Raw genomic sequence first — 18,637 nt, forward strand, 5'->3', positions numbered from 1 at the left:
GACTCGAAACGAGCTTGATCGTGTGTGTTCATAGCAGTGAACTCCAATTAATCCTACCGGTGTTGGTAGAGAGTTAATTAAACACGCGATCTGCTTTTTCTGCCGCAAAGCGGCTTCGTTCAACAAAGTCATCAACGCGGACAAAAAACTTGTTGGCTGTTACAACGGCGTTATAGCGCAAGCCAGTATTGGAGTTTCGTTTGAATAAAGAAGTTAAAAAAGAGATCCATCAAATTAGGGATATTTTGGCTAGTTTTGACAAATCAGACTTTGATAGCATGACTAGTTTTTATAACTCTTCTGGCTTCCCAAGTGGTTGCTGTGGAGATACTACCGACTTACTCGGTTTGTATTTATTGCAGCATAAGGGTTTAGGTAGTGAATATGTCTGTGGAGTTGGACTAGGTGAAAATTCCAACCAATCCCATGCATGGTTGCATTGTAATGGTTATATCATTGATATTACGGCAGACCAATTCAATGAAGATGGTTATGAACTGCCCTCTGTGATAATTGAAAAACAAAGTTCATTTCACGAATTGTTCCATGAAACTACAAGTCGCATTAGCAATATTAGTTACTTTAAAGATACGGGTATTCCTGACGTATTATCAAAAGTATTGTCGGTAATGCACGCGTCGGAAGATGCGCTATAACAAATTAATTAAACAATGAACGTAAAACAGGAGTACCAATGATTAAAACATATCATTTTTCCCCAAACACTCCTGTGTTGAGGGATATAGCTATAAATACACAGAGGGTGGCAGCTCATGACCCTGCTCAAACTCTACCGTGTATTGTATTTTGTGCATCGGTTCTCGAATCATTTATAAATGAATCCTGTGAATATAGGCGGTATTTAAGTTCTGAAGCTAGGAGCTGTTATACATTGAGAGATTATTCGTTTGAAATGTATAGGATGGTCGCTGAAAGAAAGCGATTACAGGATAAATACTTTTATGCGTTGAAGCTATTTTCCGATAATGAAGACTTTAAGTCACAATCTGTATTTGAATCATTTAAAATCCTTGTCGAGGTCAGAAATGCGATAGTGCACAATAAGCCCGAGGTCATGGTTACTGACGGTGCTGCATCTAAGCCAAATATTGATTTAAAGTCTTACCCTAAGTTTATTCGACAGCTAAAATCCAAACGCATTATCTCTGAAGTTGATGGGGCGACTAGTTGGGTTGACATATTGCAATCCGCAGAGTTGGCTGCTTGGTCAGTCAAAACTATGAATGACATGATTCAGTTATTTATGTCGGCTCTGGACGATGGTGAGTATAAAGAGTGTTTTGTTCGATACTACGGATGAAAATTTAGTATACTAGCATTTAAGAGTGATTCGCAACGCTCGGCGCTTTCGGTTTCAATTGGTTTAGTGATTACTGTGAAGTGTTTGAGTACGGTGGAAGCGTTGCTCACAACTTAATTGGGCGCTAGCCCATAGAAACTTTTATACGAAACTCATCTAATACAGCTGACGGCCTAACTCATTTTTGTCCAGAAATGAGTTAGATCAATCTATTAGATCTAATTACATCGTGATTTAAATATTGACAGTTTGAATCTAGACTAATCCAAATTAGCCTAGCTGATTTCATTTTTTCACTCAATGTACCCCGTTAGCTTTTCACTGTCTTGGAGTACTTGGAAATGGAGAGTGACTTCATATTTACCAGCTTTCAATATGAAACTTACAAGGCATTTATCCCAATTTAGGAACTGAGTACAGTACTGTACTCATCGAATGCACAAGGAGGACACGTTGGCTCCATTAAGCTACACTTGTATTTTCATATAATTTGAGCTTATTGCATAAGAAAGATGACGTTCTCCAATTAAAGTTAAAAGCAGCTTAATAAGTCTTTATTAAAGTTAATGCCACTCAGATTGTTATCTGTAATTAATTTTTTAAAGTCATCAGTACAATAAACAGAAAGGCCTCCTTGCAATTTTGACTTAAAAAGTAACTTATCTTGTATATCATTAATATCAAAGACTAACGTTTTGAGACCATCCTCATAACCATCAAGGTATGCTTTTTCCGTCAATGTTAAGTCTTCAGATGCAAAATTGAGTGTGTTAAATAAGAACATTTCTTCACTGTCAGTTTTTAATGGAACGAACTCGCCACAATTTATGATCGCTTCATTAAGGCAATTATACGCCCGTCGATTAAGCACTAAGAAACAGCCATATAGGTTTACATCATAATTTTGTTTTTTTGCTCGTGGTTCATGCTTACACACAAACCCATGCTCAGAGAGTTCAAGTAACGTTTTTTTCCCTCTTGGAATATCATCCATAACGACTTCAAGTATTTCATCAAACGACTGGCCAGTCTTATCAATAATTTGATTTGTCATCTCGACAATATCGAGGTCAATTACATCACATGTTTCTGTGGGTTTTCTCAGTAAGTATGTATTCATATACCTTTCCATAGTTCATCTTTCTCTTCGAAAATTTTGCTAGGTAACGTCCCTGTTTTAATCATTGTCTTCACATTGCGTAGTTTATTAACAAACAACCCTTTGTCTTTTGTCATGCTTCCACCTAAGCTTTCACCAATCCATGTTTCGTAATTATACCTATGCAACTTTCGGTGTGGAGGTGATTCTTTAGTGGCCCAGTCATGCTCTTTATGTCTCACAAAATTAATTAACCAAATACCATTATGAGGGTCGTTAATACCAATACCGACCATATGCAAATTTAATCTTGCTCGTAATACAGCCTGTTTGTTATCACGCCCTGTACCAGGAATAATATGGTGTGCTTCATGATATTTCGTCGGTTTTGGTTCACTAACAGCAAAAAGAAATCGGGCTAAATTATTGGTGGTATTGCTTGAATGATGAGTTTCTTCAAGTAAAGCTTTGCGTGTCGAATGGCTGCTACTAGCGCGATACGACTCAAGAGCAGACTGAGCAATCGATACAGATTCAATTCTCTTTTTTTCTATTTGTAAATGGTCATAATCTAAAGCTAGCTTTTTTAATTTTTCGGCGCTTGGATTTTTTTTGATGCTTTCATCGTGATAACTTTTAGCTTTGAGTTCAAAGTTATAAATTGCCATATCTAGCGGAGTTGGATTTGCAGGCCTATCTGGTTTTGGGTATTCCCTTAATGTAGTCATTACTTAATATATTCCTTTATTAATGTGACCCCAAATTAGTGCATACTCATGGCAAATGCAAGAAATTCGGCTTTAAAGCATCTGTTGCCGTTACTTATTATTATACTTTATAAGCCATACTACACGGTTAGGGTTATGAAGGATTTCAACTTTACAACTATCCTTTATTGAAATATTTTGGCGTATCGGCTCACAAAAGGAGATTACGTATGCACACAGATAGTGATTCAACATCATTCACCAGTACAGGCTTTAAAACAGCATGCAACATTTTATCATTGTGGGAATGCAGTTCTGAGCAAGCTCAACGTATACTTAAGCTCTCAAAAACTTCTTATGATAAATTTAAGGCTGCTCCTGAGACTGTGAAGCTCAACAACGAGCAATTAGAACGTATTAGTTGTCTGCTCAATATTCACCACGCATTACGTTGCATGTTTAGCAACCCCGAAAATGTCAGGAAGTTTATGAAAATGAAAAACCATAATGACTTTTTTGCAGGTCGTTCACCACTAGAAGTGATTGAGCATGGAGAATTCCTAGAACTTAACGAAGTAGCGAAGCGCATTGATGCATTGCAAAATAACTTATGATTTAAATGCTTTCAAATCGCCCCCGAAAGCAAACTAGTAGAGTAGAAATATTACGAAACTAATTTAACTTTATGCTAGATTTTTAGGGTTTTATATATTACTTTGAACTGAACTTAGGGGAGTAGTCTCTTGCGTATGCAGGGAAACAGTCAACAATCTCCGAGCACTCAATGCTCGTGGCTGTTTCAAGCTTAATTAGCTTTGACAAGACTTAAGGTAAATAATCATATCGGGCAGATGTGGTTGCTTACCTTTTGTAAAATTCTGCCCTACGAGAGCCAAAATGTTGCACGTCTTATCTAACTTTACAAACTACACTGAACACAATCGACTATTCATTAGTTCAAACACCAGATACTTTCTTGAGTCAGAGGGAGCAGCGCTATGCTATTAGCATCTCTCGCAATTATCACAGGCTTTGCACTATTAGTATGGAGTGCTGATCGCTTTGTTGAAGGCGCTGCAGCTACAGCCCGTCATGTTGGTCTATCATCAATTTTAATTGGCATGGTAGTTGTGGGGTTCGGTACATCTGCACCTGAAATGGTTGTTTCAGCCATGGCTGCAAGTGATGGGAACCCCGAACTAGCCTTGGGGAACGCACTCGGTTCAAATATTGTCAATATAAGTTTAATACTGGGTGTTACCGCTCTCATTGCCCCCATTGTAGTTCAATCAAATATAGTAAAAAAAGAACTACCAATCTTGGTCTCTACAGTGCTCCTGTGTGGTTATTTACTGTATGACGGAGCATTAACTTTCGTTGATGCATTGCTACTTTTAGGTAGCTTGCTGCTTTTTCTTATTTGGTCTGTGCATTCAGGTAGAAACAGTTCGGCAGATACATTAGAAAAAGAATTTGATGATGAATTAAAAAGCCATTCCATGCCAATTTCAAAAGCAATTTTCTGGCTATTTGTAGGCTTAACACTGCTAATTATTAGTTCACGCATATTGGTTTGGGGTGCTGTTGAAATAGCAACTTCTCTGGGGGTCAGCGATTTAATTATTGGTTTAACGATTGTGGCATTAGGAACCTCTCTGCCAGAGCTGGCAGCGTGTATTTTGGCGGCTAAAAAAGGTGAGCACGACATTGCTATCGGTAATGTTGTTGGTTCTAATATTTTCAATATTCTGGCTGTTATTGGTATAGCGGGTGTAATAGAGCCAATTAATCACATTTCCTCAGAGGTCTTTAACAGAGATTGGGGAGTCATGCTTATACTTACCCTAATGTTATTGGTCATGGCTTATGGTTTTGGTCGCCAAGGGAAAATAAGCCGTCTAGAAGGTACGGTACTCTTTAGTGCTTATTTAGGCTATAACGCTTACCTGATTATGGGGATTATATAAAATACTTTAGTAGTGCCTTAGAAAATAATAAATACCCTATGTACTGAGTCTGTAAGCACTTAATACAGTTCCAATATATTCGATTTCGAAATCATCATTTTAAGGAAAAGCAATGCAAAGCATCATTACTTTTTTTTCTGAGCATCAATTGCAACTTATTGCGATAGCGAAGAATACAATACTTACTTTGTTCATTTTAATTGCCGCGAGTATCGGCTCAAAACTAATAAGGCGCGCAGTACGTAAAGGTGTCTATCGTTTAAGTAAGCAAGACGAAATAATCACTAAACTACTAACCACACTTTCTGGGTATATTATCTATCTTATTGCCCTCGTCATTATTCTTGACCTGTTTGGTGTCAATACAGCGAGCTTAGTTGCACTAGTGGGTGCTGCTGGTTTAGCGATTGGCTTAGCTTTAAAAGACACTTTAAGCAATGTTGCCGCAGGTGTAATGCTATTGTTCCTTAAACCATTAAAAAAATCTGAGTTTGTAGAGGTATCAGGAAATTCAGGAAGCGTAACCGATTTAGGCTTATTTACGACAGAGCTAGAGACCGCAGATGGAATATTTATTTCACTGCCCAATAGTACTGTTTGGGCGAGTGCAATAAAAAACTTCAGTCGAAATGCAAAACGAAGAATGGATATTACGATTGGTATTTCTTATGGTGATTCAATTGAAGACGGCTTAGCCGCATTAAGAGAATTAGCTGCAGAAGAATCTCGAATAATAACAACCCCAGAGCCACAATATCTTGTCCATACCCTAGCAGATAGCTCAGTAAACTTGCAACTACGCGCGTGGGTCCCAACACCTGACTATTGGGATATTTACTGGAAAACACAGCGTAAAGTGAAAGAAAGAGTTGAAAGTAAAGGCATTACGATCCCATTCCCTCAACGAGATTTACATATTATTAGTTCAAATCAAAAAGAATAATATGAAATAAGCAATTATGCACATCTGGTTGACTTGAACATAAATCAGCCAGATGGCGCAAAGAGTATAATTAGTCCAACTAATTAGGGAATTATCATTCGCCCCATAAAACTTTAGGTGGCATTATGATAAAAAGAACAAGCTCCAATTTACCCCAGTATTTGGGCATGAATTCATACAGCAAGGCTACAACATACAAATTAACTGAGATTGTTCAAAAGCACTAATTCAAACCTTCGTCCTAACAATGCATTTTCTGGATCTAAGACATTAGGATTATATGATGAGCTTTTAATTACCTCATAAATTTTAATATCTTTAATGTCTTGTTTAAAAGGGTTTTTTAACTCCAATGAATCTTTGTCATTAAAAAAATCAAACTTGTCATAAGCTGCAATAAAATGTTTGTTTTCAAGATACTCATCGCAACTCAATGCTAATTTTAAAGCTTCTGATAGAAAATGTTTTAGTGATCTATTTTCACCTCGACAAGCTGCAAAAAGCGCTATAGCGGTATGCCTACTTTCAAGCTTTGGCGGCTCATCAAATGGCATTTTCTTCGCTAATCCCATTAAATATTGACGAAAGTACTTACTATCATTTTTCAAGCTGAAGTACTCAAGCTTTCTTTTTCTAACTAACCGAGAAAACCATTGTGGTTCTTCAGCTATTTTTGCAGCCCAAGGCATACCGACCAGCACTATTGGCACTCTGGCTTCTTCACTAATAAACTTTAACCCATTTGCGATTTTTTGCCGTTCTTGTACACTTTTAAACTCTATTAACTCCTGAAACTCGTTAATGATGAGTAACTCAACTTGAGCTTTAATTAAGCTTTCTACAAGCTTTTTAGTAAGCTCTGTTTTGTAGCCTCGCTTTTTCATTTGGCTACTTCCGAATAGCTCCAGATCTGCCAGCATTTGGATTAAAGTTGCATCTAAGCCTTTACCTCTAGATATACGACTTACCAATACTGGCATAGTATTTCGACTATAATTTTGAGTAGCTAAGACTCTTTTTTTATAATGATTAATGGTATGGCTTTTCCCAATTCCTGTATCGCCAATTAATAGCATGCACTGCTGGTCTGACTGAAATTTACGGTTTAATCTTAGTTCATCAAAGTCATTAAAAATTGTTTTTATTTGAGGGTGCATAACAATACAATCACTAAAGTTACGCAACTGTTCTATCTGTATCTCTGTTAAAGCACTCATTCAAATGCCTCTAAGTCATCATCCCAATCATCACAAGTGTTGTTACTAATATTTTTTTGCACAGGGACTGCATCATCTTCAGAGACCTTAATAGTTCCTTTGCCTGTATTACTTACATCTGCTATTTGAGCCTGCTTTTTAACAGCTGTAATCTTTGCTTTAGTTTTTGACTCAATAAAAGCTTCTTGTTCTTGCTTTACTCGCTCATGAATAGCCATGCGAGCTTTAGCTAAACCCAAACTATTTTTAGATTCCCTAATGATTTCTCTGTTAATTTTTTTTATTGTTTTATGCTCATAGACACTTAACCCATCCGTATAACCGGTAGGGTCTGTACACGGTACTTCTAGGTAGCTTTCTAACTCTTCTAAATAAACATAAATTTTTGAAATATCATCAGGGTCGACTTTAATCAGTTTTTTTAAAGTTTCTTTTGTTTGCGGATAATGTTTACGATAATCAGCTAAAGCAGTCGAGTCATACATTAGCTCTTGATATTTGATACCATTTCTCGATAATGTTCTTGAGTCTGAGATGCGCATTAACATTGAAAAACGCGCTTCCTCCTCTTCATTCATAGTCAATGGTGGATAAACATCAAACCCTTGTTCCCATCGCTTAATTGGGATACGAGTTTCACGTGAGTTACTATCTTGGTGGTATACATCAACAATCCAGCGGTGAAATTCTTCTACAAACGTTGAAAAACGCATGATCGCATCTTTCTCAGGTTTATATTCTTCTTTTTCTAAAATATTTGAGAATGTTTTCCCTGGTAATTCTGGTAAGAAATATTCATTAATCACTCCAAAAAAGCGCTCTATAAACGGTTTTAACCAAGGCTTACGTACAGGGTTATATTGAATATTTATTCCTGCTGACTGACAAGCATGCTCTAAGTTTTTTGACCAGAACTCAGCACCATTATCTACTACTAAGTTTTCAAATTTTCCAAAGCAAGGCCAATCATTTTGTAGTTGTATATTCAGAGCATCAAGTGACTTTGGCTTAATCGCATGAGCAATAGCCTTCGCTGCAGATACATACGAAGGAGATTTATAACTAAGATGAAAACCAAGAACACAGCCACTAAATACATCAATAAGTAATGTTAGGTAAGGTCTTCCTATAGGGATAAGTAACTCATCATCAAGTAGAATTAAATCAAGTGGGGTATGATCAATCTCTACACGCTCTAATATTCTTGTGGGGGGGACATGAGCAGCGCAGTAAGCAAACCATTGATCTGCTTTAAATTTGCCATGTCTTGCCACCGCGACCGCATATGGGGGTATTGCTTTGATTCTTTTATTAAAGGCAGTGTAAGATATTATTGGGATCTTACCATCAACAATACTCTCATTTTCAATAATAATAAGGTCTTTATAGTACTGATAGGCAGTTGCTATAGTCGGTCTTTTAGCGTCTAAAAATCGCTCTAAAGCTTTATCAAAAAACTTATCATCCCCTTCTATACGGTTGGTTCTGTTTCCCATTTTATGGCTTTTATCAGCAAGGGAGGCAATATCCCCATTGCTGTCGATGTATTTTTTACGCCAACGAGCAACAGTCCGCCAATTTGGCCGAACTTCGTCACGCCCTTTAAAAATCTCATCTAAAATAGGGTTTAAATTTAGCTGGGTCCATCCACGTGAAAGTTTTTTATCTATAAAGCTAATTAGCTTATACCTTTGTAGCGCTTGGTTTTTCAAATCATCCGTAAAGGTATCCAAATCACGCTTGATCAAGTTAGTGTCATCTAATTTGACATATTGTGTAGGTGTTTGTGGTTTGAGTGGCGCTAACGACTCGTCAAATTCATCGAAAAAATCTGTCATTGTGAAATCCATAATGTTGGGTTATTCGTTAGATCATCATCCTCTAAATCTGCTTTCAGCAAACCTTTATGAATCAACGCATATAAAAAAGACCGTGCTTCACCAATTGGTAAACCAAGCTGAGAACTTATATCATTTAGCTTGATTGCCCCTGATTTATGAATAAAACTGAGCAGCTCGTTTTGAATGCCACTAACACCATAAACACCGGAATAACGGTGTAATAGTTTTAAGTTATTTAATATTGGATCTACCCTAATTTGCCTATCAGTTACTAGAACAAGGTCAATTCCCATTTTTAATGATGCATCTCGTCTAGCAGCAAATTTTGCTCTAAATAGTGGAGAAGCAATTTTAGAGCAAGGTTTATATTCGTGGTATTTTTGGGTTTTATTCGTATACGAAATCAGTGCATCAGGTGTGTATGGTAAGCTTTTACCCATAAACTCATATTTAAAGCCTTCAGGCTGACTCCCAAAACTCTCTATCAAGTCGTTATATTCATGATGAAAACATGCATCAAACTCTAATGTACTTTCACACATGATTACACTACAGACTTTAGTGCTTGCAAATTTGAATACATTTTTATTAGGAGAAGGCTTTCTTAAGTTGCGTATATACATGAGTAAAATAACTATTTTTTATTTGCATTGTACACATACTATACAAATAAAAATAAGTTATGTCACACTATGGTTTAAAATAAAAATAACCAACTGATATTAAAGAGGTTAATTCTTCACCTCTATTTTCATAAGAGGTTTTATGTCAAAGTATGATTTAATTATGTCAAGCTATGGTTATATTATGTCAAACTATGGTTTCAGCGACAGACAACATATATCTTAACTTAGAGCCCGCAGTTCACGATTAAACCATCGCCGCTTTTACATAAACATCAAAACGGTTCTTTTTGGTTTTTATTTGCATGCTAGGAGTTTTATTATTTAAAAATGGTGCGTAGTCTGGCCGCTTTACGACAACTCGCTTACTGGCAAGTGGATAGGCAAATTCAAGTAAGTCATCGGCGTCGTTATCTGCCCCTACTAAATCTTGGAATACCCGCATTTCTTTTTTAACTAGCGCTGATTTTTCACGGTGCGGAAACATAGGATCAAGGTAAACCACATCAGGCATGCTGTCACATTGCGCAAGTAAAGTATGGCTTGAGCCAAACACTAAACTCATGTTTTGCTGCATCCACGGGCCAATTTCAGCATCGCTATAAGCACGTTGTAAGCCATCATAAAGCAATGCGGCAACCACGGGATGGCGTTCATGCAAAATCACTTTACAACCCAGCGATGCTAACACAAAGCCATCACGGCCAAGGCCTGCTGTGGCATCGAGCACAACGGGTGTTGCGCCTTTATTTAAGCCTACTGCTTTGGCAATAGACTGCCCTTTACCGCCGCCAAATTTACGACGATGAGCCACCGCACCGGTAACAAAATCTACGTTAATCGCGCCCAGTTTTGGCTCATCCGTTTTGCGCAGGCTTAATCCTTGATCATCATAATGCAATGCAAAACCAGTGGTATTTGCCGCCCACTCGGCCAGTCCAAAGCGCTGCTCAATTTCATTAAGATAAGGACGTACTTCTTTAAAAGGACACTGTATAACCAAAATAAACTCCGACCGTAAATAGCCCGCGAAGTATATCAACTGCTAAGCGCCATAGCACTAAAATAGCTCAATATCCGTTTGTGATGTAACGTCTTGAGTGTGTTCGGGGCTAGCAATTTTACTCAAACTGTCGATCAACTCACTACGCGAATCAATAATGTGATTGAGTTGATGCTTAATGAAGGTTAAATCATCATTCAACATAGCTAGTTGTGATTGTGTTTGCTCTAGTTGAGTTATTTGTAATGCTAAAGCTTGGCTTTCAGCTGCGGGGCTTTGCTGCAACTGCACGCGCAGCTCAGATAACTGCGTTGCTAATTGTGCGACTGCACCTTCGCGGGTCTCGCTACAAACAAATAGCTGCGACGATAACTCATTAAAAGCACTGCCAACGGCGTGCGCTTGAGCAAGGGCTTTTTCGTTTACTTCCATATCTTGGATTTTGGCATTAGTAACTTCCAAAATATGCGGAAACAAATCTTTATAACGGCCATACAATGCTTCATCATCAAGGGGCATATTTTTAATTAAAATAGACACCTTGGGGTAATTAATAATGGTGTGATTACTAAAATCAACAAACCGGTTTGAATAACGGTGTTTTTCTAGCAGCTCTTGCTCAAGCGGGCAAACGACACCATCACCTGTACAGATAACGCCAACATCCTGATACCAAAAAGCCACCACTACATCGAGATTTAGCGGCCGGAAAAACTCAAAAAAATAGTTCGAAAGTGATTGTAGATCGTGAGCATGATAAGTTTGCCCGACATAGCGCATGATCCGCCCCATATCGCCTGAATCTGTCATGGCGATTTCAGCGGTGATCTGCGCCCGCTCTACATCATTTTTAAGCTTGATCGAATGCTGACGATATTCATACAACACGCGAATACGTGCCATTAATTCTTCGGCATTAAACGGTTTTACAATGTAGTCGGCAGCACCCGCGTTATAGCCTTTAACTCGCTCTGGTAACTCACTCTTGCCCGATAAAAACATAACCGGGATATCTTTGGTTTGCTCAATATTTTTTAACTCGGTACATACTTGATAACCACTTTTACCGGGCATTTCGACATCTAGTAAAATGATATCTGGGTTATATTTTTGTGCTTGTCTTAATCCTTCATCGCCATTTTTAGCATGTATTAGCTGACAAAACCCAGCTAATGATTCTTCAATTACATGGTGAACATATTTATCGTCATCAATTGCCAGTACCAGTTTTGTCATGCCCCATTCCTTTTTATTAATTACTTAAAAAGCATAGTACGGAGCTATTATTTTGCGAAGAATTATTAGCTTAAAAGTAAAAAAGCGCCAAACGGCGCTTTTAAAACATAAAACCAACTTGCAGTTTAGGCTGCGATACCGCTGTGGCGTAATAATGCGTCGACACTTGGCTCACGACCACGGAAGTTTTTAAACAACGCCATTGGCTCTTCACTGCCGCCTTTTTCTAAAATATGCTGCATAAAGGCTTGCCCTGTTTGTGGGTTAAAAATACCTTCTTCTTCAAATTTAGAAAACGCATCAGCCGACAACACTTCAGCCCATTTATACGAGTAATAACCCGCGCTATAGCCACCAGCAAAAATATGACTAAAACCATGTTGGAAGCGGTTAAATTCTGGCGGTTTAACAACTGAGGTATGGCTACGCACTTCATCTAAACGCGCTTGAATTTGGCATTCTTCACCCGCTTGATAATCGTTATGAATTCTAAAATCAAATAATGAGAATTCAATTTGACGCAGCATTTGCATGCCTGAGTTATAATTTTTAGCCGCTAGCAGCTTATCCAATAACTCTTTAGGTAATGGCTCGCCAGTTTCATAGTGACCTGAAATAAAGTTAAGTGCCTCTTCTTCATAACACCAGTTCTCTAAAAACTGACTTGGCAGCTCAACAGCATCCCATGCAACGCCATTAATGCCTGCAACCGGTGCGGCATCAACTTGGGTAAGCATATGGTGGATACCATGGCCAAACTCATGGAATAAAGTAGTTACTTCGTTATGAGTAAATAACGCAGGCTTATCGCCAACCGCTTTATTAAAGTTACATACCAAATACGCCACCGGCGTTTGTAATTCGCCATTAGCACGTACTTTACGGCCCATACAATCGTCCATCCATGCGCCACCACGTTTATGATCACGTGCGTATAAATCGAGGTAAAAACGGCCACGTAGCGTGTTGCTGCTGTCGTAAATTTCAAAAAAACGAACATCTTTATGATAAGTATCAACGTCTTTTAGCTCTTTAACGCTGATACCAAATAAACGATTTACCGTTTCAAACAAGCCGCTTAGTACTTTATCGGCTGGGAAATACGGGCGCAGGACTTCGTCTGATATTGCGTATTTCTCTTGCTTAAGCTTTTCGCCGTAATAGCCATAATCCCACGCTGCGAGTTGTTCAATGCCATGTTCTTCTTTGGCGTACGCTTGCAGCTCAGCAAGCTCTTGCTCTGCTTGTGGTTTAGACTTAGCGGCTAAATCTTCTAAAAATGAGAATACTTGCTCTGGTGTTTCAGCCATTTTAGTAGCGAGTGATTTTTCAGCATAGCTAGCAAAACCTAACAGTTGCGCTATTTCATGACGTAGTGCGAGCTCTTCGCTCATAATCGCTGAATTATCAAATTCGCCAGCATTAGGCCCTTGATCAGACGCGCGAGTAACAAATGCCGTATACGTTTCTTCACGTAGTTCACGGTTATCTGCATAAGTCATAATAGGTAAATACGATGGGAAATCTAACGTAAATACCCAGCCATCTAACTCTTTGCTTTTTGCGGTATCTGCCGCTAGTGCTAATGCAGATTCAGGTAAACCCGCCAGTTCGCTTTCATCGGTAATGTGCTTTTGCCAAGCCAATGTGGCATCCATTACGTTATTACCAAATTTAGATGCCAGCTCTGATAGGCGGGCACTAATTTCGCCGTAGCGTTTTTGCTGTTCAGGAGCCAAGGCAATGCCTGACAACTCAAAGTCACGTAAGGCATTAGTGATGGTTTTTTGTTGTGCTGTATTTAAGGTTTTGAACTCGTCGCTATTGTGCAGAGCATTGTATGCTTCATACAAGCCTTGATGTTGACCAACAAAAGTAGAATATTCAGAGATAAGCGGTAAACACTGCTCGTACGCTTCACGTAGTTCATCAGAGTTCACAACTGAGTTCATATGCGATACCGGAGAAAACATGCGTGAAAGCTTGTCGTCGGCTTCTTCAAGTGGCAATACTAAATCTGGCCAAGTAAACGATTTTTTAGCCAATACTTCATCAATTTTAGCTCGGCATTCGCTGATGCCCGCTTTTAGCGCTGGCACAACATGCTCTGGCTTAATTTTTGAAAATGGCGGTAAGCCTTCTAAACCTATTAGAGGATTATTTTGGGTATCAGTCATGTTAGCTCTTAAGTCTGTGCAATTATGATTTTGAAGTTGGGGCGAATTCTTGAAATACAAGGGGCTTTTAACGGGTCTTGCTTATGCTATCATCGAACTAATATGACCATTCATCTTTGAGGAATAACTATGGCTCAGCATTTTGACTACATTGCAATTGGCGGCGGCAGCGGCGGAATAGGTTCAGCTAACCGTGCAGCTATGCGTGGCGCAAAAGTGGCACTAATTGAAGCAAAACACATGGGCGGTACCTGTGTGAATGTAGGTTGTGTACCAAAAAAAGTAATGTGGCATGGCGCTCAAGTTGCTGAAGCAATTAACTTATACGCTCCAGATTACGGCTTTAATGTTGAAGTAAAAGATTTCAACTGGAGCAAACTAGTAGAAAGTCGTGAAGCCTATATAGGCCGAATTCACAAAGGCTATGACAATGGCCTAGCTAAAAACGGCGTAACTGTTATAAAAGGTTTTGCTAAATTTGTTGATAGCAAAACGGTTGAAGTTGATGGCGAGCTTTATACCGCTGATCATATTTTAATTGCCGTAGGCGGTCGCCCTAGCATTCCAAATATCCCAGGTGCTGAGCACGGCATCGATTCAAATGGTTTTTTTGAGCTAAACGAGCAACCAAAACGCGTTGCGGTTGTGGGTGCCGGTTATATCGCGGTAGAAATTGCTGGTGTACTGCATAGCCTCGGCACTGAGACTCATTTATTCGTTCGTAAAAGCAAACCACTGCGCACCTTTGATCCATACATTATCGACACCCTTGTTGAGATTATGGCTAAAGAAGGACCAACACTACATACCGAATGCTCACCAAAAGAAGTGGTTAAAGAAAGCGATGGCAGCTTAACTATCCACTTTGAAAATGGCTACAGTCAAAATGTTGATCAAGTCATTTGGGCGATTGGCCGTACACCGACGACTGATAAGATTAATCTAGTCGCAGCGGGTGTTGAAGTAAACGAAGGCGGTTACGTAAAGGTAGACGAATACCAAAATACCACAGCTAAAAATGTTTATGCTGTGGGTGATATCATCGAAAATGGTATAGAGCTTACCCCAGTTGCAGTAAAAGCAGGCCGTACTTTATCAGAGCGTTTATTTAATAAAGAGCTGCCTGACGATTTAAAAATGGATTACAGCCTGGTACCTACCGTGGTATTTAGCCACCCACCAATAGGCACTATTGGTTTAACCGAGCAAGAAGCTATTTCGCAGTACGGTGCAGAAAACGTTAAAGTCTATAAATCGACGTTTGCAGCTATGTACACAGCGGTTACTCAGCATCGCCAACCTTGTAACATGATGCTAGTTTGCGCAGGCCCTGACGAGAAAGTTGTAGGCTTACACGGCTTAGGCTTTGCTGTTGATGAAATGATCCAAGGTTTTGCCGTTGCTATGAAGATGGGCGCAACCAAAGCAGACTTTGATGCCGTTGTGGCAATACACCCGACTGGGTCTGAGGAATTTGTTACTATGTAAATTTTTCTCTGGAAAAGTGAAACTTTACATTTGCTAACTCTGGAAAACGAACTAAGCTGACCAAGTAACGTACAATTTTTGGTCGGCTTTTTCATGCTCACAATAGTTCAATCAGATGATTTTAAAACTGAGATCCAAACTCCCTTTTGCAAAACAAAATCAAGCATTCAGCTAAAAGGCTTTCCAACTTTTTATGAAGATGGTGAATACGTCATGCCAATAAACCTTTGGATGAATCACCTCATTAACGTTAAGCGCGCAAAAAACATCAATTCAAACGTTCGTGCCATAAGTCGATATTGGCGCTTTTTAAAAAGCCATGAACTCTCTTGGAAAGACTTTCCAACTATCAAATCAAATAAGCCCACATATATTTTCCGAAACCAAGATCTTTTGGCCTCAGTGAAAGCCGGTGAGCTAAATAGTTCAACAGCAGCTGTATATATGAACCATATAATTAAATTCTACGAGTGGGCATATTACGAGAGGTTAATTAACTTCTCTAAGGAAAATAAACCATTTGAAGTAGAGTTTGTTAGCATCAAAACGACTGGGATGCTTGCGCATATCAATCGTAATTATGTTGTTAGAAGCTCAGACTTAAGGATCAGGGTCCCAAGGCGTACACCAGAGCAAAGCTTGAATCCCCTTACAGAAGATGAGGTAAAATTATATTCGCGAGCACTCAAAGAACAGTCAATTGAATTCCAAATACATCAACTATTACAACTCATGTGCGGCCTTCGTATAGAAGAAGCCTGCACCTTTCCTGCTAATCTAGTGAATAGATGTGACCCGAATAAATACCATATTCAAGTTAGTATAGGACCTCATAACGGTGTACTCACCAAATTTGGCTCAGTCAGAACTATCGAAATTCCAACACTGTTAATGAACAAGATGCATCGCTACTTGATTAGTGAGCGTCGCCAGAAAAGAGAGTCTAAAACCGATAAACCGATTACGGAATTATTAATTACCAATCGAGGTAAACCATATACTACCAATGCAATACAGCGTCACTTTAGCTTAACTCGTAATTACATACGCAATGAGCTAAATACCCACTTTCAGCATAGAACTCACGATTTACGTGCAACTTACGGTACATTTCGCCTTGCGTCCCTTTTAGACGAAAAAGTTGGGTTGTCACCATTCGATGCTATGTCATTAATCATGGGGTGGATGGGACATAAAGATGAGAAAACAACTTGGCGATACCTGAACTTTATAAACCGAAGCAAGGCATCGATACGTGCAGTTTGCTTTTTAGATCAAGTTATGGAGTCAGTCATTAATGAGGATCTCTCGTGATTAACAAATCAAATTTAAATATTGACCTTAAACTTAAGTTAAATATTTATGGTGATCAATTTGTATACCCAGACTTTCAAAGATTTAGATACAAAGGCGTGCCTAAACTTTTTGAAATGCATCGGGGTACTTTGCTTAACCGAGACAACCAAATTATTAAGTGGTATCAAGCATTCAAAGCTAATACAGAATATACTGACACAACAATGAATACCCTTTTTAGAACATTTACACGGTATGTGAATATTTGTGACAGTATTCCAGTAAGTCCAGATTCAAAAGAGGGTATCAATGCATTTGAAACAGCTCTAGTTCACAGCGTTAGAATTGGCAGCAAAAGTTCAAACACAGCAAAAGGTGAATTAAGTAGTATAAGAACAATAATGAAGATGCTAGATCACCCTGTTGATGAGTGGTTTTCTAAATTCAAACTATTTCGCAGCCAAATAAATCCAACTCAAGCATACTCAGAATCTGAATTGAAAAAGTTAATTAAAATACTAAAAGAACTATATTTTCAGCTTTCCAAGCAAATTCAAACCTCACCTAAAGAATACATTCAAGCAAGGAGAAGCGACCAATACGCGAACTTTTCTTTTAATAAAATCGAAGTGCCTGTAAGTGGTGCTATTACCAAGTGTTACTGTGCTGCATATTTCTTACTTGCCTATTACACATGGGCAAACGCTAGTACGATAAGAGATATGGATATCCCCAAATCTTCACAAAAAAAGGGACAGCAAGGTAAGTGGTTTGTGCAAACAGCGTTAAAGAAGAGAGCTAATAAATTTGTTACCATCGAGCTCGGCGATAATCTTAGCACAGACATTCCAAAGCATGCGCTAAATTTTATTAATGACCTTATCACCCTTACGCACGTGCTGTTTCCAGATGCCAATAGACTACTTCATCAATGTCTTAACGGGATAAATAAGCCCTTGTGCCCAACGCATATTCGTTCCAATATGAATTGGCTAATTAACATATTCGATTTGACTGATGACAATGGTCAACAACTTAGGCCTGAAGCTAAACGCTTTAGAGCTACAGGTGCATCTAATTACTTAGCGCTCACAGGAAACTCACTCGAAACATCCATGCTGCTCAATAATACACCTGATGTAGTTCGAAAGCACTATAGCAGAGGTAACGAGTCAGAAAATAAAGCCCAACTTCAAGCTACCGCAAATACATTAGAGAATGCCATTAAATGTGGCGATATTAATAAAGCTCGAAAACAAACTCTTGATCAGATGAACCTAGAAATTTTACCTTATGAAGAGTTTACAAGCCGTTATGCAAAACAAGGCAATGGACAAAAAACAACTTTAGGTACAGGCTGCAAAAACCCTTTTGATAACAATGGTGATCGGTTTCGCCGAAAAGCAGCAATAAATAAAGATGATGCGAGTCATTTAGCATGTGCTGATTTATTAAACTGTTTCTCGTGCCCTAATCAAGTATTAGTTGAAGAAGTAGATGATATATGGTGCTTATTAAGCTTTTACGAAGCACTAGAAGATGCAAAAGATGACCATTTAAATGTTGCACATTTCAAATCAAATTTTGAACATGTTCTCACTAAAATAAAGCATGTCCTTTTAAGTATTAACTTAAAAGTTAGAAGGCAAGCAGAGTGGAAGCTAAACAATGTCGGTCGTCATCCTTTTTGGCCAGATACCCTCAACTTGGTATTATAAA

16 protein-coding genes are annotated in these 18,637 nt (G+C 38.6%); 8 read left to right on the forward strand and 8 right to left on the reverse strand.

Translation table 11 applies throughout. The features are described 5' to 3' along the window. Window positions 1-245: 245 nt before the first annotated feature. Both A7968_RS21875 and A7968_RS21880 read left to right on the forward strand, forming a co-directional pair. The gene (locus A7968_RS21875; RefSeq protein ID WP_227008881.1) at window positions 246-656 is read left to right on the forward strand and encodes a hypothetical protein; all 411 of its coding nucleotides are present in this window, start codon (window positions 246-248) and stop codon (window positions 654-656) included. 38 nt (window positions 657-694) lie between these two features. Beyond that, window positions 695-1,321 (forward strand): hypothetical protein, encoded by a 627-nt coding sequence (locus tag A7968_RS21880; RefSeq protein WP_064668633.1) that lies wholly within the window; start codon window positions 695-697, stop codon window positions 1,319-1,321. Window positions 1,322-1,853: 532 nt separating this feature from the next. Here the strand turns inward: A7968_RS21880 and A7968_RS21885 are convergent. Both A7968_RS21885 and A7968_RS21890 read right to left on the reverse strand, forming a co-directional pair. Next, a complete protein-coding gene (locus A7968_RS21885; protein ID WP_064668634.1) occupies window positions 1,854-2,441 on the reverse strand; it encodes a hypothetical protein in 588 nt (195 codons plus the stop codon). Continuing rightward, on the reverse strand, window positions 2,438-3,148 hold the full coding sequence (locus A7968_RS21890; protein ID WP_064668635.1) for an AHH domain-containing protein: 711 nt from the start codon (window positions 3,146-3,148) through the stop codon (window positions 2,438-2,440). The genes A7968_RS21885 and A7968_RS21890 overlap by 4 nt, the downstream gene beginning before the upstream one ends. Window positions 3,149-3,357: 209 nt before the next feature. Between A7968_RS21890 and A7968_RS21895 the strand changes: the two genes are divergently transcribed. The 3 genes from A7968_RS21895 to A7968_RS21905 all read left to right on the forward strand — a co-directional run bounded on the left by A7968_RS21895 (window position 3,358) and on the right by A7968_RS21905 (window position 6,037). Continuing rightward, the gene (locus A7968_RS21895; protein ID WP_064668636.1) at window positions 3,358-3,741 is read left to right on the forward strand and encodes an antitoxin Xre/MbcA/ParS toxin-binding domain-containing protein; all 384 of its coding nucleotides are present in this window, start codon (window positions 3,358-3,360) and stop codon (window positions 3,739-3,741) included. A gap of 384 nt (window positions 3,742-4,125) precedes the next feature. Next, complete coding sequence (locus A7968_RS21900; RefSeq protein WP_064668637.1) at window positions 4,126-5,094, forward strand: calcium/sodium antiporter; 969 nt, start codon at window positions 4,126-4,128, stop codon at window positions 5,092-5,094. Window positions 5,095-5,206: 112 nt separating this feature from the next. Next, window positions 5,207-6,037 carry a mechanosensitive ion channel family protein gene (locus tag A7968_RS21905; protein ID WP_064668638.1) on the forward strand — a complete coding sequence of 277 codons (831 nt, stop codon included), beginning with the start codon at window positions 5,207-5,209 and terminating at the stop codon, window positions 6,035-6,037. A 200-nt stretch (window positions 6,038-6,237) separates the two neighbouring features. On the opposite strand, the gene A7968_RS21910 is transcribed toward A7968_RS21905, so the two are convergent. The 6 genes from A7968_RS21910 to prlC form a co-directional block, all read right to left on the reverse strand. After that, window positions 6,238-7,254 carry a TniB family NTP-binding protein gene (locus A7968_RS21910; RefSeq protein WP_064668639.1) on the reverse strand — a complete coding sequence of 339 codons (1,017 nt, stop codon included), beginning with the start codon at window positions 7,252-7,254 and terminating at the stop codon, window positions 6,238-6,240. Then, complete coding sequence (locus tag A7968_RS21915; RefSeq protein ID WP_064668640.1) at window positions 7,251-9,092, reverse strand: TnsB C-terminal domain-containing protein; 1,842 nt, start codon at window positions 9,090-9,092, stop codon at window positions 7,251-7,253. The genes A7968_RS21910 and A7968_RS21915 overlap by 4 nt, the downstream gene beginning before the upstream one ends. Further along, window positions 9,089-9,637, reverse strand: coding sequence for a TnsA endonuclease N-terminal domain-containing protein (locus A7968_RS21920; RefSeq protein WP_227008880.1), 549 nt, complete (start codon window positions 9,635-9,637; stop codon window positions 9,089-9,091). The genes A7968_RS21915 and A7968_RS21920 overlap by 4 nt, the downstream gene beginning before the upstream one ends. Window positions 9,638-9,965: 328 nt before the next feature. Further along, window positions 9,966-10,721, reverse strand: coding sequence for a class I SAM-dependent methyltransferase (locus A7968_RS21925; RefSeq protein WP_064668642.1), 756 nt, complete (start codon window positions 10,719-10,721; stop codon window positions 9,966-9,968). Window positions 10,722-10,778: 57 nt separating this feature from the next. Further along, the gene (locus A7968_RS21930; protein WP_064668643.1) at window positions 10,779-11,957 is read right to left on the reverse strand and encodes a response regulator; all 1,179 of its coding nucleotides are present in this window, start codon (window positions 11,955-11,957) and stop codon (window positions 10,779-10,781) included. 125 nt (window positions 11,958-12,082) lie between these two features. Continuing rightward, complete coding sequence (gene prlC / locus A7968_RS21935) at window positions 12,083-14,134, reverse strand: oligopeptidase A (RefSeq protein ID WP_064668644.1); 2,052 nt, start codon at window positions 14,132-14,134, stop codon at window positions 12,083-12,085. 129 nt (window positions 14,135-14,263) lie between these two features. On the opposite strand from prlC, the gene gorA reads away from it, so the two are divergent. The 3 genes from gorA to A7968_RS21950 all read left to right on the forward strand — a co-directional run bounded on the left by gorA (window position 14,264) and on the right by A7968_RS21950 (window position 18,636). After that, on the forward strand, window positions 14,264-15,622 hold the full coding sequence (gene gorA, locus A7968_RS21940) for a glutathione-disulfide reductase (RefSeq protein ID WP_064668645.1): 1,359 nt from the start codon (window positions 14,264-14,266) through the stop codon (window positions 15,620-15,622). Between the two features lie 93 nt (window positions 15,623-15,715). Continuing rightward, window positions 15,716-16,936, forward strand: a complete 1,221-nt coding sequence (locus A7968_RS23660) for a tyrosine-type recombinase/integrase (RefSeq protein WP_008467214.1) — start codon at window positions 15,716-15,718, stop codon at window positions 16,934-16,936. Continuing rightward, window positions 16,933-18,636, forward strand: a complete 1,704-nt coding sequence (locus A7968_RS21950) for a hypothetical protein (protein WP_084448260.1) — start codon at window positions 16,933-16,935, stop codon at window positions 18,634-18,636. Before A7968_RS23660 ends, A7968_RS21950 begins: the two co-directional genes overlap by 4 nt. Window position 18,637 lies beyond the last annotated feature (1 nt).

This window comes from Pseudoalteromonas prydzensis (assembly GCF_001661495.1).
GTDB lineage: Bacteria > Pseudomonadota > Gammaproteobacteria > Enterobacterales > Alteromonadaceae > Pseudoalteromonas > Pseudoalteromonas prydzensis.

What these genes read in the sequence shown, in the direction of transcription:
- gorA (WP_064668645.1), top strand. Translation starts at nt 14,264, where the DNA reads ATGGCTCAGCATTTTGACTACATTGCAATTGGCGGCGGCAGCGGCGGA.
- A7968_RS21905 (WP_064668638.1), top strand. Translation starts at nt 5,207, where the DNA reads ATGCAAAGCATCATTACTTTTTTTTCTGAGCATCAATTGCAACTTATT.
- A7968_RS21900 (WP_064668637.1), top strand. Translation starts at nt 4,126, where the DNA reads ATGCTATTAGCATCTCTCGCAATTATCACAGGCTTTGCACTATTAGTA.
- A7968_RS21880 (WP_064668633.1), top strand. Translation starts at nt 695, where the DNA reads ATGATTAAAACATATCATTTTTCCCCAAACACTCCTGTGTTGAGGGAT.
- A7968_RS21885 (WP_064668634.1), bottom strand. Translation starts at nt 2,441, where the DNA reads ATGAATACATACTTACTGAGAAAACCCACAGAAACATGTGATGTAATT.
- A7968_RS21930 (WP_064668643.1), bottom strand. Translation starts at nt 11,957, where the DNA reads ATGACAAAACTGGTACTGGCAATTGATGACGATAAATATGTTCACCAT.
- A7968_RS21920 (WP_227008880.1), bottom strand. Translation starts at nt 9,637, where the DNA reads ATGTGTGAAAGTACATTAGAGTTTGATGCATGTTTTCATCATGAATAT.
- A7968_RS21895 (WP_064668636.1), top strand. Translation starts at nt 3,358, where the DNA reads ATGCACACAGATAGTGATTCAACATCATTCACCAGTACAGGCTTTAAA.
- A7968_RS21890 (WP_064668635.1), bottom strand. Translation starts at nt 3,148, where the DNA reads ATGACTACATTAAGGGAATACCCAAAACCAGATAGGCCTGCAAATCCA.
- A7968_RS21910 (WP_064668639.1), bottom strand. Translation starts at nt 7,254, where the DNA reads ATGAGTGCTTTAACAGAGATACAGATAGAACAGTTGCGTAACTTTAGT.
- A7968_RS23660 (WP_008467214.1), top strand. Translation starts at nt 15,716, where the DNA reads ATGCTCACAATAGTTCAATCAGATGATTTTAAAACTGAGATCCAAACT.
- A7968_RS21915 (WP_064668640.1), bottom strand. Translation starts at nt 9,092, where the DNA reads ATGACAGATTTTTTCGATGAATTTGACGAGTCGTTAGCGCCACTCAAA.
- prlC (WP_064668644.1), bottom strand. Translation starts at nt 14,134, where the DNA reads ATGACTGATACCCAAAATAATCCTCTAATAGGTTTAGAAGGCTTACCG.